The organism is Flavobacterium cheongpyeongense, assembly GCF_003202435.1.
In the GTDB taxonomy this organism is placed as follows: domain Bacteria; phylum Bacteroidota; class Bacteroidia; order Flavobacteriales; family Flavobacteriaceae; genus Flavobacterium; species Flavobacterium cheongpyeongense.
This window is the reverse complement of record NZ_QJHK01000034.1, coordinates 17,410-31,720: the sequence shown is the minus strand read 5'-3', so window position 1 is coordinate 31,720 and position 14,311 is coordinate 17,410. Positions and strand designations below refer to the sequence as shown.

The following is a 14,311-nucleotide window of genomic DNA, read 5'->3' as shown; positions in this document are numbered from 1 at the left end:
GCATCTTGAACCTATTAGGATGAATAGAAATTATGAACGTAAAAAATCAAAAATAAGACAATCTGGAAAATACAAATCTATAACTAATTATAAAAGAGCAATATAAGCCTTAACTTAATGACATTGGCCTCTATCCCTCACGCAGCTTTAGTTTTCATAAGGAAATATTTAATTAGCGATTCATAAAGTTATTTAGTGATTGGAGATCTTTTTTATTATTTTTGAAAGAATAATACGAAAGAAACCTTCGTGTTTATATCCAATTTTGGGTAGATTGGCGAAGGTTTGTTTCGTGTATATACAAGTTGTGCAACATATTGCGAGAAAAAATGGAAATAGAAACAATTCTTGTTGAAATAATAAAAATTCTTGAGAAAGAAGAGCCGAAAAATGAAAATTTGATACAATTATGTAAAAATTGTAAAGGCGGAAATTGGGAAAGTAAAGCACATTTCAGGTTTGTGAATCCGAATAATGCAAATCAACCAAATTCAGAATGGCAATTTCAAGATAACATAATAATTGAACATAATGAAATTGGAACAATTGTAATCGATTTATTGAAGAACAATAAAATTGGCGGGATTGAACTTCTAAATCAACTAAAATAATATAATTTAAAATGCTTAAAAATATCATATTGACTGCAATTTTAACTTTCAACTTTTGCAGTTATTCACAAACAATAAAAAAAGTTGTGGAATTAGAAAATAAGTACCAAGAATGTTTGGATAGTGGAAATGGAATGAAAAAATGTTCTATGGATTTTTATTCAACTTCTGATAGTTTACTAAATGTTGCGTACAAAAACTTAAAAATCAAATTGAATACAACTGAACAAACTAATTTAAAAATCGAGCAACAAAAATGGTTAAAAAAACGAGATGCTTATTTTAAAAAAGTATTTCTAGAAGCAAAAACCGAAAATAGTGGCGATACAGAAAGTAGCGATTTCCAAATGTTTTATTTTGACAAAAAAAGTACATATGTAATTGAACGAGTTAAAGAATTAATAAAGCGAAGAAACAAAATTAAATAAAAATACGATCGCACAATCGAGTAGACGGCTCCGCCAGCAACTGACGGAGTGCGCCTCTCAAATATTTATATTCACGAAAACCAAAAAAAACAATAAAAACCTGACTACACCACCGAGCGTACGGGTCATCCCGATAAAAATCGGGACAAGCTGTACTCGGCGGTTCGCAAAGAGATGAGTTCAATTCGATATAAACATCCGTTAAGGATTGATAACCTCGCTGTTTTAAACGCTTCAAAGTAATGGTAGACTCAAAAATAGGCGACGTACTAATGATTCGGGTTTCAACCGCTCATGCTTGTCCCGATTTTTTCTTTGGAAGGGACTTGCACCCTCTGGAAAAATAACACACTGTAAGATTTGTTTTCCAAAACCAAATTTGTATTTTAGAATTTTAATCAAACACTACAGCTTATGTTCTGCTAATGCAGTGCACACACAGCTACTACAACGGATTTGATCAATTGGCTTAATGGAAAAATTGGTTTTGTATTGGGAAGATAGACAAATCCGAAACATAGCGCTGATTTAATCCCAAACTGCATGTAGCGCGGGGATGTTGGGCTTTATCTTAACCCAAAACATAGAAAACATGAATTCATATAAAAGGGTTATCGAAATAATAGATGCGAATTTGATTCACTGTCTTATTCCAATAATTCTAACGTTAATAGTTATTGAATTTGTTTTCAAAAAACGTTTTGAAACTAAAAAGGTCCTTAATTTAATTTGTTGGCTAATTATTTTATATTCAATAGTTACTTGGACTTATTCATTAATAGCAATGATATTCTATCCTGAAGAATTTGCATTCATTGAAAGAGCGACAGGTCCATATAGCTGGGCTTATTGGACAATGTTCTTATCCGCATTGATTTTACCTTTCACATTATTCATTAAAAAACTATCATCCAATTTTTATTATGTACTATTTGTTGCAATTTTTATGAAAATCGGATTTTATTTCGAGCGTTTTGTTATAATTGTAACCAATTATCATCGGGATTATGGAACACAAAGGAAAAATGTTGAATTTACCGATTCATTCTCATTTGGAATATTAATGATATTTATTCAGGGAATAATAATAGCTCTAACTTCGTTAGCAATATTTGAAATTATAAAAAAGAAAAAAAGGCAAAGTAAAGTGTTGTGAACGGTTTATGAAATTATTTTTAAAAATTAAATCAAAATATTTACACAGAAATATTATTGCAAGATAGAAACTTCAGCAATAAAGATTATGTGGCAATTGCTACATTTCTAGTAAAGAACTCCAGCAAAAAAACTATTCCAAAATACGATTTACCTGCGAAAAAGTTCTTTCGTAGTAAGGCTCTTTGGTTGAAGAGATGATAACTCCGCTATGAGTTGAGGAATGAACAAATTTAATTTCTCCTTCAACTACTTCTACTACCATACCAACATGATTAATTTGGCGCCTTCCATTGGTTTTAAAGAAAATTAAATCTCCCTTTTGAGCTTCCTCTGTATTGATTTTTGTACCAATTCTGGACTGCTCGATTGAACTTCTTGGCAGCTTAATATCAAAATTACCGAAAGTACAGTACATTAATCCTGAACAATCAAAACCTGCTTTTGTGGTCCCTCCGGAACGATAACGCGTTCCTATATTTTCGGTCGCATTTGATATCAATTGGTCTATTAGATCAGAATGATTATTCCCTTTTATTAGTGCAGAATCTTTTTTAATTATTCCTTTATCAGATGCAAATTCAGGAGATTCTAAGGTATCTTTTTTTATTTCCGGAGTTGGTTTTGAAGCCTGTAAAGCATCCGCTTTTTCTTTTGAAGTAAGGATTTTTAAAACATATCCCACTGGTAATTTTTTCCTGATTTCCGGATTCTGTTTTTCTAACTCGGCTACAGTAATTCCGAATTCCTTAGCTATGGCATATTTCGTTTCTTTGGGCTGAACTTTCCTTGAAACTTCAACATCTGTAGTTGTTTGAATGTTTTCAATTGGTTTTTGCAAAGCCGGATCCGCATTCGTATTTGATGGAATGGTAATTTGCTGTCCTATTTTTAGACCTTCTGTCTCCAAAAGTGGGTTTGCTTTTTTTAGATCCTCAACAGAAACATTATATTTTTTTGAGATTCCCCACAGCGTTTCTTTTGCCTGAACATCATGTAAGCCCGGAGTTGTGTTAGCAGCAGTTTCATTAGATTTTATTGTTGCTGACTGATTGGTATTTGGAATTAATAAAACCGAATTTAATTTTAAAATTTTGGGAGCATTTGGATTGGCATTTGCAATATCTTTGGGTTTCACTCCGTATTTCTTAGCGATAGAAGTAAGATTATCACCTTTTGAAATGGTGTGTTTGATATATTTTTCCTGAGAAAAACCTGCTATGCTGAAAAAGAATATTATGATGGCTAATCTAAAAATCATTTGGGGGATTTTTTTTATTTAACTGTGTATGATACACTTATAAAAATCTAATAAATACAGTGTATACCTGTAAAGCGAATTTAACTTTTTAAACTAAAAAAAGCACTTTTTTTAACATGTTTTTAAGTTCTGCTTAACATTTAAAATGCTTCTGAGATAAATGTTTTTTTTGAATTGAAAACAATATTTATAATAAACACATATGCCCTAGCCCGGATGGAAGCGGCATCCTTTTGTTTTTTGCTGCCAAAAAACAAAAGATACAGCAGACAGCCGGATTGGCTCCTGAAAAAAAACGCCCTGTTTTCACAGAGCGTTCATAATTATAATCGAAATCTTGAATTAAGCTTTTCCGGCAGCAATCAAGTTTAGTGCAGAACCTGCAACAAACCAGCCAATCTGACCTTCGTTGTAAGTGTGATTCGCTAAAATAATATCTTTTGAGCCATCTGCATGAACAAACTCTAATGTCAACGGTTTTCCCGGAGCGAATTCCGTTAAATCTGTAAAATTGATGGTGTCATTTTCCTGAATTTTGTCGTAATCTGATTCGTTAGCAAAGGTTAATCCTAAAAGACCTTGTTTTTTTAGGTTGGTTTCGTGAATACGGGCGAAAGATTTTACCAAAACTGCTTTTACACCTAAGAAACGAGGTTCCATTGCTGCGTGTTCACGAGATGAACCTTCGCCATAGTTGTGATCTCCCACAACGACAGACGGAACGCCAGCCGCTTTGTAGGCACGGGCTACAGCAGGAACCGCATCATACTGTTCTGTTAATTGATTTTTAACAGAGTTTGTTTTTTGGTTGAATGCATTTACAGCACCAATGAGCATGTTGTTGGAAATATTATCTAAGTGTCCACGGAAACGTAACCATGGTCCTGCCATAGAAATATGATCTGTTGTACATTTTCCGAATGCTTTGATCAATAATTTGGCACCAGTAATATTTTTACCATCCCAGGCATCAAACGGAGCTAATAATTGCAAACGCTCTGAAGTAAGGCTTACTACAACCTGAACTCCTGAGCCGTCTTCAGCAGGAGCCTGAAATCCCGGATCTTCAGCATAGAAACCTTTTTCAGGCAATTCATCTCCTGTTGGTTCATCAAGCATTACTTCTTCGCCATCTTCGTTAATCAATTTGTCCGTCAACGGATTGAAGCCTAAATCACCGGCAATAGCAAGGGCAGTTACCAATTCCGGTGAACCTACAAACGCTAATGTATTTGGATTACCGTCTGCACGTTTGGAGAAATTACGATTAAAAGAGTGAACGATTGTATTTCTTTCTTCTTTTTCTGCACCTTCCCTGTCCCACATACCAATACATGGACCACAGGCATTTGCAAAGACTGTTGCGCCAATTTTATGAAAAGTGTCAATAAATCCGTCTCTTTCAATAGTAGAACGAACTACTTCTGAACCTGGCGTAATGGTAAATTCAGATTTAACTTTTAAATTTTTCTCTGAAACCTGCTTGGCTAAAGAAGCGGCACGGGAAATATCTTCATAAGAAGAGTTGGTACACGAACCTATTAAGCCAACCTGAATTTGCAATGGCCAGTTATTTTTGATGGCTTCTTCTTTCATTTTAGAAATTGGAGTAGCCAAATCAGGAGTAAAGGGACCGTTTAAGTGTGGCTCTAATTCAGATAAATTGATTTCGATAAGCTGATCAAAATATTTTTCAGGGTCGGCATAAACTTCAGGGTCTCCAGTCAGGTAAGAAGCTATTTTATCTGCGGCATCTGCAACATCGGCTCTGTTTGTAGAACGCAGGTAACGGCTCATAGAATCGTCATAACCAAAAGTTGAAGTGGTAGCGCCAATTTCAGCACCCATATTACAAATCGTACCTTTACCGGTACAGGACATAGCTGTTGCGCCTTCTCCAAAATATTCAACTATCGCTCCGGTTCCTCCTTTTACGGTAAGAATACCTGCTACTTTAAGAATCACATCTTTTGGAGCAGTCCAACCCGATAATTTACCTGTAAGTTTAACTCCTATTAGTTTGGGAAACTTAAGTTCCCATGCCATACCCGACATGACATCTACAGCATCAGCTCCACCAACCCCAATTGCAACCATTCCTAAACCTCCTGCATTTACCGTATGGGAATCGGTACCAATCATCATCCCGCCCGGAAATGCATAATTCTCCAGTACTACCTGATGAATAATCCCTGCTCCGGGTTTCCAGAAACCAATTCCGTATTTATTAGAAACTGACGACAAGAAGTCGAAAACTTCATTACTTTGTGTTTTTGCTCTGGCCAAATCAGTAGCAGCATCTACTTTTGCCTGAATCAGGTGGTCACAATGAACTGTTGTAGGAACAGCAACTTTTGATTTGCCGGCATGCATAAATTGCAATAATGCCATTTGTGCTGTTGCATCCTGACATGCTACACGATCCGGTGCAAAGTCAACATAATCAACTCCTCTTCCAAACGCTTTGGTTGGATTTCCATCCCAAAGATGATTGTATAAAATTTTCTCTGTTAAAGTAAGTGGACGACCAACAATCTCTCGTGCGGCATCAACACGACCGGGCATGTTGTGATACACTTTTTTAATCATTTCAATATCAAAAGCCATACTGTATAATTGTTATTTGTTATTTTTTTGAACAACACAAGTTACAAAAAATAGAACAGCTATTAAAGAAAAAGCCCGGGTTTATCACACGGGCTTTTGAATTATAATTGAAATAAGTATGTTATTACATAACTAACTGCTTGTTTGAAGGAGCAAACTTAGTCAGGTTGATACCTTCTACTGCTGCTGTATATTCTTCTATTGTAGGGGTTCTTCCAAGAATTGTAGATAATACTACAACCGGAGTAGATGAAAGCAATGATTCACCTTTTTTACCTTCAGTATCTTCTACTACTCTTCCCTGGAAAAGACGGGTTGAAGTAGCCATTACGGTATCTCCTTTAGCCGCTTTTTCCTGGTTCCCCATGCAAAGGTTACATCCTGGACGCTCTAAGTATAACATTTTTTCATATTCTGTACGTGCTGCAGCTTTAGGAGCATTATCGTCAAACTCGAAACCTGAGTATCTTTGTAGAACTTCCCAATCACCTTCTGCTTTCAATTCATCAACAATGTTGTAAGTAGGAGGTGCAACAACTAAAGGTGCATTAAATTCTACTTTTCCATTTTGTGCTTCAACATTTTTCAACATTTGGGCAAGAATTTTCATGTCTCCTTTGTGAACCATACAAGATCCGATAAATCCAAGATCTACTTTTTTAACTCCGCCATAGAAAGACAAAGGTCTGATTGTATCGTGAGTATATCGTTTAGAAACATCTGCATTATTTACGTCCGGGTCAGCAATCATTGGCTCAGCAATCAGATCAAGATCTACAACCACTTCAGCGTAATATTTAGCATTAGCATCCGGAGTCAAAGCTGGCTTATCACCCGTTTTAATCTCAGTAATTCTTTTATTTGCTTTATTGATCAATCCCTGAAGAACTTGGTTATGGTTATCCATTCCTTTGTCGATCATAATTTGGATTCTGCTTTTTGCAATTTCCAATGATTCAATCAAAGTATCATCTTCTGAAATACAGATAGAAGCTTTTGCTTTCATTTCTGCAGACCAGTCTGTGAATGTAAATGCCTGATCAGCAGTAAGTGTTCCAATGTGAACCTCGATAATTCTTCCCTGGAATACATTTTCTCCTCCAAATTGTTTCAACATTTGGGCTTGCGTAGCATGAACAACATCACGGAAATCCATGTATTCTTTCATAGTACCTTTGAAAGTAACTTTTACAGAATCCGGAATTGGCATTGAAGCTTCTCCGGTAGCAAGAGCAAGAGCAACTGTTCCTGAGTCAGCACCAAAAGCAACTCCTTTTGACATTCTTGTATGAGAGTCACCACCAATAATGATAGCCCAGTCATCAATCGTAATATCATTTAGAACCTTGTGAATAACATCAGTCATTGCGTGATAAACACCTTTAGGATCACGTGCAGTAATCAAACCAAAATTATTCATAAATTTCATCAATTTAGGAATATTAGCCTGGGCTTTTTTATCCCAAACTGAAGCAGTATGACAACCTGATTGATAAGCACCGTCAACGATTGGAGAAATCACTGTAGCAGCCATAGCTTCTAATTCCTGAGCAGTCATAAGTCCTGTAGTATCCTGAGACCCCACAATGTTTACTTCTACACGAACATCAGAGCCGGCATGCAATATTTTACCCGGAGTTGAACCTACTGCATTTCTGTTGAAGATTTTTTCAACTGCTGTAAGTCCCTGTCCTTCATGAGAGATCTCTTTTGACGGGGCAAATACAGTTGGAATATCAATTTCTAAAACCTTAGCTGCAAATGTTTGAAGTTTTTTTCCAAATACAATTGCGTAAGACCCTCCGGCCTTAATAAATTCCATTTTCTGAGGAGTGAATGATTTTGAAATATCAATCAGCTCTTGATCTCCGTTATAAAGTTTTTTGGTTTTTGTATTTATAGTAAGAACTGTCCCGGTAGCAACAGAATAAACTTCCTCAAGAATTGGGTCTCCACTTTCATTTCGTAAAACATTACCATCTGCATCAACTTTCTTAACCCAGTTTTTAAGGTCAATTCCAATACCGCCGGTAACATCAACTGTAGTTAAGAAAATAGGAGAAATACCATTTGTTCCTCCAACAATTGGAGCAAAATTTACGAATGGCACATATGGGCTTGCTTGTTTCCCTGTCCAAAGAGCCACGTTATTTACACCTGACATTCTTGAAGAACCAACTCCCATCGTACCTTTTTCTGCAATTAACATCACCGATTTGTCCGGGTGCTGTGCCTGAAGTGCTTTAATTTCCTCTTGTGCCTGAGGCGTAATCATACATTTTCCATGAAGCTCGCGATCTGAACGTGAGTGAGCCTGATTTCCAGGAGAAAGTAAATCTGTAGAGATATCTCCCTCACCGGCAATGTAAGTGACAACCTTAATTTCTTCAGGAGCCTCTGGCAATTTAGTGAAGAACTCAGCTTGTGCGTAACTTTCAATAATTTCTTTAGCAATTACATTACCACTTTTAAATGCTTCTTTTAAACGATCTGTATCTGCATCATAAAGATAAACTTGGGTTTTAAGTACATTTGCAGCTTCATTCGCAATAGAAATATCATTCCCCAAAGCCAAGTCAAGCAACACCTCAATTGAAGGACCGCCTTTCATGTGTGATAATAACTCAAAAGCAAAAGCAGAAGTAATTTCATTTACTACCGATTCCCCTAAAATAATTTCTTTTAAAAACTGAGCCTTTTCACCAGCTGCACTAGTAGTTCCTGGTATAGTATTGTAGATAAAAAATTTAAGAGAATCTTCTCTGTATTCATTATTTACATCTTTAATTTGAGCAATGATTACACTTAACAAATCGGCACCATCAATTGGTTTCGGGTTAAGCCCTTGTTCTTTACGCTCTTCAATTTCTTTAAGGTAATCTTTGTAAATAGTATTATCAAAAGCCATAGTAAATTAGGTATTTTTATTTTTTGTTCGCAAATTTAGGAATTAAAGCTGAGAATTAAAAAAAATATAACAGATACGCCTTTTTCAAAAACAATTATTGACAAATAATGATTCTAACTGTTTTTTTTATTACCAATCCTTTACTTTCAAACATAAATATTGAATTATCAATAATTTAATATCTTTTCTTTAACAAAGTCGGATTTTAATGTTACAAAGGAAATGTGATTTTAACCCCATTTTAAGAATGAACTTTTATAATTAAGTATTTATATCGTTATAGTTTATTATTTGGATTCTTTTTTTACGTAAAAATACTTATAGTAAAAAAGCCTGAGAAATCTTAAAAATTGCTCAGGCAGTTAATCCTTTATATATTTTTCACATCAATTTTTGTATAATAATTTCTTCTGTTATTCCTTCAGCATCGGCTTTGTAATTTTTGATAATTCTGTGTCTCAAAATCCCAACCGCTACAGCTTTTACATCTTCAATATCCGGAGAAAATTTACCATTGAAAGCTGCATGGGCTTTCGCTGCTAAAATTAAATTCTGAGAAGCTCTTGGTCCAGCTCCCCAATCCAGATAATTTTTAACAAAATCATTGGTCAAAGGATTATCAGGACGTGTTTTACTAACTAATGTCACCGCATATTCAATAACATTATCTGCCACAGGAATTCTACGGATCAGATGTTGAAAATCAATAATTTCCTGCGCTGTAAATAACGGATTAATCGTTGTTTTAACATCAGAAGTGGTGCGTTTTACAACCTGAACTTCTTCTTCAAATGTTGGATATTCTAATTTAATTGCAAACATAAAACGGTCCAACTGAGCCTCTGGCAAAGGATAAGTTCCTTCCTGTTCAATTGGGTTTTGTGTTGCTAATACAAAGTACGGCAAATCTAATCTGTAATTTTGCCCTGCAATGGTAACGGAACGTTCCTGCATAGCTTCAAGCAAGGCCGCTTGTGTTTTCGGAGGTGTTCTGTTGATCTCATCTGCTAAAATAATATTCGAAAAAATTGGTCCTTTGATGAATTTAAATTGTCGGTTTTCATCCAAAATTTCACTCCCTAAAATATCAGAAGGCATTAAATCAGGCGTAAACTGAATTCGTTTAAAATCCAGACCTAAGGCCTGAGAAAGCGTATTTATCATTAATGTTTTTGCCAAACCGGGAACACCTATTAAAAGTGCGTGACCTCCCGAAAATATGCAAAGTAAAATTTGATCTACAACGGCATCCTGCCCTACAATTATTTTTGCTATCTCGGTTTTTAATTCGTTTCTTTTTTGAACCAAATTATGAATTGCTGCTACGTCAGACATTTATGAATATATTTTAAATTAAAAGAGTTAGCTCTATGAATTCATAAAACTAACTCTTTTCTTTATTTAATAAAAATTATTTTTTCAACCAATTATTAGTAAAAGTACAATCTCTGTATTCTCCAATAATCTTAATGTATGTATCTTTAATTTTTGTATCAAACCATTTTGCAATTGCATTAATTTGTTTTTCTTTTAATGCTAATTCTTTAATTTTAGTATAGTCTTTCGCATAATCAGCCGTATGCGAATCTATTCTATTCGTAACAGTAATTAATTTATAGGTCTTTTTCCCTTTATCATCTGTATCTAAAAGTGGCTGAGAAACCTCATTATCTTTTAAATTCGAAACCTGACTGTATAAACTAGCATCCATTTTAGTCAGTTCAAAACGTGTATCCTGAGTATTTGGATTTACTAAAGCACCTCCATTTGCCCTGGTTTGTTTTTCATCAGACTCTGTTCTTGCAGCATCCGCAAAAGAAATCTCTTTGTTTACAATCTTATTTCTAATGTTTGTAATTCTTTCCTTCGCTTCTTTTAAAGCTGTTTCAGAAACTGTTGGTGATATTAAAATATGTCGTAATTCAACTTCTTGTCCTTTTATTTTATCAACCATTATAATATGATATCCATAAGTAGTCTCAAAAGGATCTGAAATCTCCCCTTCTCCAAGACTAAAAGCAACATCCTTAAACTCCTTGACAAAAGGAGTCTTTCTTGTCATTTTGTAATATCCTCCGGCTGGAGAAGAACCAGGGTCCTGAGAATACAAAACGGCTTTTGTTGCAAAACTAGAACCCTCTAAAACATCTTTTTTAATAGCGTTTAATCTGTCAATTACTTTTTGTTTGTCTTCTTTTGAAACTTTAGGCTCCACAACAATTTGAGCAACTTCCATCTCGGCGCCAAAACTTGGCAATTCATCTTTTGGGATTTTTTTAAAGAAATTACGCACTTCCTCAGGTGTAATTTCTACAGCATCTACAATCTTCTTTTGCATTTCTGAAGATAATTTTTGCTCTTTTAATATGTCTGAAAAATAAGTTTTAAATTCTTCAACAGAACTTTTCTTATAAAACTCTACAATTTTATTGATATCTCCACCCGTTTGCCTCATCATATAAGTAAGCCTTTCGTCCATCATACTTTTAACTTCGGCATCACTTACGATAATACTATCCTGAATCGCCTGATGGGCATACAATTTATCTTCTAACAACTTACCTAACATCTGACATCTGGTAATATCTTTTATTGATCCCCCTTGAGAAGTGATCTCAAGATAACCCTTATCAATATCTGAGTCTAAAACAATATAGTCTCCAACTGTAGCAATAATCCCATCAACCTTTTGTTTATTGATTGAATTCGCTTCAACCGGTTTTTCAGCTACAACCTCTTTAATTACTTCCTGAGCTGAAATTATTGAGTTGAAAAAAAGTAAAAAACATATTGTTAGCACTGACTTGTAATCAATAGTTTTTAGCTGTAATTTTTTTAATAACATTTTTTAAATTTTATTTGAATGTAAGATCTTGTTTTAGTTTCTCATTAAAACTGAAATTAATTAAATCATATTTTCAGAACTGTAGAAAATACAAAAAAATTGCATCCGTTTTTTTACAACTTATAACGAACAAAAATAACAATTCAATTACATAATCCAACTATCAGCTATACTATTAACAAAAAATTATACCCAATGCTGGCAATTGGGTACAAAAGATGAAACATATTACTGATTTTTATCAGTATAAATAACTAAATCATCTAAATCAAAACAGAATAGTATTTATTTTTAAATCGTCTTAATTAATAGTACTTTTGCAACCTTATTTATACAAAATATGAGCTTTTTAAAAGAAATACAACGCAGAAGAACTTTTGGAATTATCTCGCATCCTGATGCCGGTAAAACAACATTGACAGAAAAATTATTACTTTTTGGAGGTGCAATTCAGGAAGCTGGTGCTGTAAAAAACAATAAAATTAAAAAAGGGGCAACGAGTGATTTTATGGAAATCGAACGCCAAAGAGGTATTTCGGTTTCAACCTCTGTGCTTGCTTTTAATTATAAAGACAAAAAAATCAACATTCTTGATACGCCCGGACACAAGGATTTTGCCGAAGATACTTTTAGGACTTTAACTGCTGTTGATAGTGTAATAGTCGTAATTGACGTTGCAAAAGGAGTCGAGGAGCAAACTGAAAAACTGGTAGCTGTTTGCAGAATGCGTAATATTCCGATGATTGTCTTCATCAATAAATTAGATCGTGAAGGTAAAGATGCTTTTGACTTAATGGATGAGGTTGAACAAAAATTAGGCTTAAAAGTTACACCACTAAGTTTTCCAATCGGAATGGGGTATGATTTTCAGGGAATATACAATTTATGGGAAGAAAACATCAACCTTTTCAGTGGAGACAGCCGAAAAAACATTGAGGAAACTATTGCTTTTTCTGATGTTCAGAACAATCCTGAATTAGATAAAATTGTGGGACAAAAAGCAGCTGAAAAACTTCGTGAAGAGTTAGAACTGATTGATGAAGTATATCCAAAATTTGATCGTCAGGATTATTTAGATGGAAAAATTCAACCCGTATTTTTTGGTTCAGCTTTGAATAATTTTGGTGTTCGCGAATTATTAGATTGTTTTGTTTCAATCGCTCCATCGCCAAGGGCAAAAGATTCTGAAACCCGTTTGGTTGATCCTGCGGAAGAAAAAATGTCTGGTTTTGTATTTAAAATCCATGCTAATATGGATCCAAAACACCGTGACCGTTTAGCCTTTATCAAAATTGTTTCGGGTACTTTTGAAAGAAATAAACCTTATTATCATGTTCGACAAAAAAAGAATTTAAAATTCTCAAGCCCTAATGCCTTTTTTGCTGAGAAAAAAGAAATTGTAGATATTTCCTATCCAGGCGATATTGTAGGGTTACATGATACTGGAAATTTTAAAATTGGTGACACTTTAACTGAAGGCGAATTAATGAGCTTTAAGGGAATTCCGAGTTTCTCTCCGGAACATTTCAGATATATCAATAATGCTGACCCAATGAAAGCAAAACAACTAGACAAAGGAATTGACCAATTAATGGACGAAGGTGTAGCCCAGCTTTTTACATTAGAAATGAATAACCGTAAAATTATTGGAACTGTTGGTGCACTTCAATACGAAGTTATCCAATACCGTTTAGAACATGAATATGGCGCAAAATGTACCTACGAAAACTTCCCGGTTCACAAAGCCTGCTGGGTAAAACCAAATGATCCTAAAAGTGAAGAGTTTAAAGAATTCAAAAGAATCAAACAAAAATTCCTGGCACATGATAAATATGGGCAACTGGTTTTCTTAGCAGATTCTGATTTTACAATTCAGATGACACAAAGTAAATATCCAAATGTGAAATTATTTTTCACATCAGAATTTGAATAAAAAGCCATATCTTTTCAATCAAAAAGCGCCAACTTTCAAAGTTGGCGCTTTTTTAATGGAATTAAATTAACCTTTATCTGCAAAAATTAATTTCCTTTATTTTATGTTAACCCAAAAATATGATTAATTCAAAATAAAACAAAATATACTCGTTAAAAGCGAATTAAATCAGATTAAATACACTTTCACTTGTTTATTTCACAAAAAAAAGCTCCATTTCTGGAGCTTTTAAAAATTTATGCTTGTCCTGCCGGACCAAAATTAAGCGGAATTGGCGCTTGTTCAGTTTCTTTGATTTCGCCATGAGCGGCTTCAAAACGATGAATGTTTTCACCAATTGCTCTCAATAATCTTTTAGCATGTTGTGGAGTGAGGACAATCCTTGACTTCACCTTGGCTTTTGGAGTACCCGGCATAATATTTACAAAATCTAAAACAAACTCTGATGATGAGTGATTGATAATCGCAAGATTGGAATAAATACCTTCTGCAATAGTTTCGTCCAACTCAATGTTAATTTGTTCTTGTTGTTTCGGATTACTCATAATTTAATATTTTTTTTC

10 protein-coding genes are annotated in these 14,311 nt (G+C 34.4%); 4 read left to right on the top strand and 6 right to left on the bottom strand.

The window, feature by feature from the left end; translation table 11 throughout:
- Window positions 1-329: 329 nt before the first annotated feature.
- The 3 genes from DMB65_RS21525 (at window position 330) to DMB65_RS21510 (ending at window position 2,195) form a co-directional block, all read left to right on the top strand.
- Window positions 330-611, top strand: a complete 282-nt coding sequence (locus tag DMB65_RS21525; RefSeq protein WP_110308682.1) for a hypothetical protein — start codon at window positions 330-332, stop codon at window positions 609-611.
- Window positions 612-622: 11 nt separating this feature from the next.
- Window positions 623-1,039: a lysozyme inhibitor LprI family protein gene (locus DMB65_RS21520; RefSeq protein WP_110308681.1), complete on the top strand. Its 417-nt coding sequence runs from the start codon at window positions 623-625 to the stop codon at window positions 1,037-1,039.
- A 592-nt stretch (window positions 1,040-1,631) separates the two neighbouring features.
- Window positions 1,632-2,195, top strand: coding sequence for a hypothetical protein (locus DMB65_RS21510; RefSeq protein WP_123955378.1), 564 nt, complete (start codon window positions 1,632-1,634; stop codon window positions 2,193-2,195).
- Between the two features lie 132 nt (window positions 2,196-2,327).
- Here DMB65_RS21510 and DMB65_RS21505 read toward each other — a convergent pair whose 3' ends face one another.
- From DMB65_RS21505 to DMB65_RS21485, 5 genes are all read right to left on the bottom strand, one after another.
- A complete protein-coding gene (locus DMB65_RS21505) occupies window positions 2,328-3,455 on the bottom strand; it encodes a C40 family peptidase (protein ID WP_110308678.1) in 1,128 nt (375 codons plus the stop codon).
- A gap of 342 nt (window positions 3,456-3,797) precedes the next feature.
- Window positions 3,798-6,062 carry an aconitate hydratase gene (locus tag DMB65_RS21500; RefSeq protein WP_110308677.1) on the bottom strand — a complete coding sequence of 755 codons (2,265 nt, stop codon included), beginning with the start codon at window positions 6,060-6,062 and terminating at the stop codon, window positions 3,798-3,800.
- 124 nt (window positions 6,063-6,186) lie between these two features.
- Entirely contained in the window at window positions 6,187-8,970 is a 2,784-nt protein-coding gene (locus DMB65_RS21495) for a bifunctional aconitate hydratase 2/2-methylisocitrate dehydratase (RefSeq protein WP_110308676.1), read from the bottom strand.
- A gap of 381 nt (window positions 8,971-9,351) precedes the next feature.
- On the bottom strand, window positions 9,352-10,305 hold the full coding sequence (locus DMB65_RS21490; protein WP_110308675.1) for an AAA family ATPase: 954 nt from the start codon (window positions 10,303-10,305) through the stop codon (window positions 9,352-9,354).
- A 76-nt stretch (window positions 10,306-10,381) separates the two neighbouring features.
- The gene (locus tag DMB65_RS21485) at window positions 10,382-11,815 is read right to left on the bottom strand and encodes a peptidylprolyl isomerase (RefSeq protein ID WP_110308674.1); all 1,434 of its coding nucleotides are present in this window, start codon (window positions 11,813-11,815) and stop codon (window positions 10,382-10,384) included.
- Between the two features lie 340 nt (window positions 11,816-12,155).
- Here DMB65_RS21485 and DMB65_RS21480 point away from each other — a divergent pair, with 340 nt between their 5' ends.
- Entirely contained in the window at window positions 12,156-13,748 is a 1,593-nt protein-coding gene (locus tag DMB65_RS21480) for a peptide chain release factor 3 (protein WP_110308673.1), read from the top strand.
- A gap of 236 nt (window positions 13,749-13,984) precedes the next feature.
- Here DMB65_RS21480 and DMB65_RS21475 read toward each other — a convergent pair whose 3' ends face one another.
- Window positions 13,985-14,293, bottom strand: coding sequence for a DUF3467 domain-containing protein (locus tag DMB65_RS21475; protein WP_025572408.1), 309 nt, complete (start codon window positions 14,291-14,293; stop codon window positions 13,985-13,987).
- Window positions 14,294-14,311: the final 18 nt, after the last annotated feature.

Bases quoted from the DNA above. Each gene is read 5' to 3' on its own strand.
- DMB65_RS21525 (WP_110308682.1), top strand. From the start codon at position 330: ATGGAAATAGAAACAATTCTTGTTGAAATAATAAAAATTCTTGAGAAA.
- DMB65_RS21520 (WP_110308681.1), top strand. From the start codon at position 623: ATGCTTAAAAATATCATATTGACTGCAATTTTAACTTTCAACTTTTGC.
- DMB65_RS21510 (WP_123955378.1), top strand. From the start codon at position 1,632: ATGAATTCATATAAAAGGGTTATCGAAATAATAGATGCGAATTTGATT.
- DMB65_RS21505 (WP_110308678.1), bottom strand. From the start codon at position 3,455: ATGATTTTTAGATTAGCCATCATAATATTCTTTTTCAGCATAGCAGGT.
- DMB65_RS21500 (WP_110308677.1), bottom strand. From the start codon at position 6,062: ATGGCTTTTGATATTGAAATGATTAAAAAAGTGTATCACAACATGCCC.
- DMB65_RS21495 (WP_110308676.1), bottom strand. From the start codon at position 8,970: ATGGCTTTTGATAATACTATTTACAAAGATTACCTTAAAGAAATTGAA.
- DMB65_RS21490 (WP_110308675.1), bottom strand. From the start codon at position 10,305: ATGTCTGACGTAGCAGCAATTCATAATTTGGTTCAAAAAAGAAACGAA.
- DMB65_RS21485 (WP_110308674.1), bottom strand. From the start codon at position 11,815: ATGTTATTAAAAAAATTACAGCTAAAAACTATTGATTACAAGTCAGTG.
- DMB65_RS21480 (WP_110308673.1), top strand. From the start codon at position 12,156: ATGAGCTTTTTAAAAGAAATACAACGCAGAAGAACTTTTGGAATTATC.
- DMB65_RS21475 (WP_025572408.1), bottom strand. From the start codon at position 14,293: ATGAGTAATCCGAAACAACAAGAACAAATTAACATTGAGTTGGACGAA.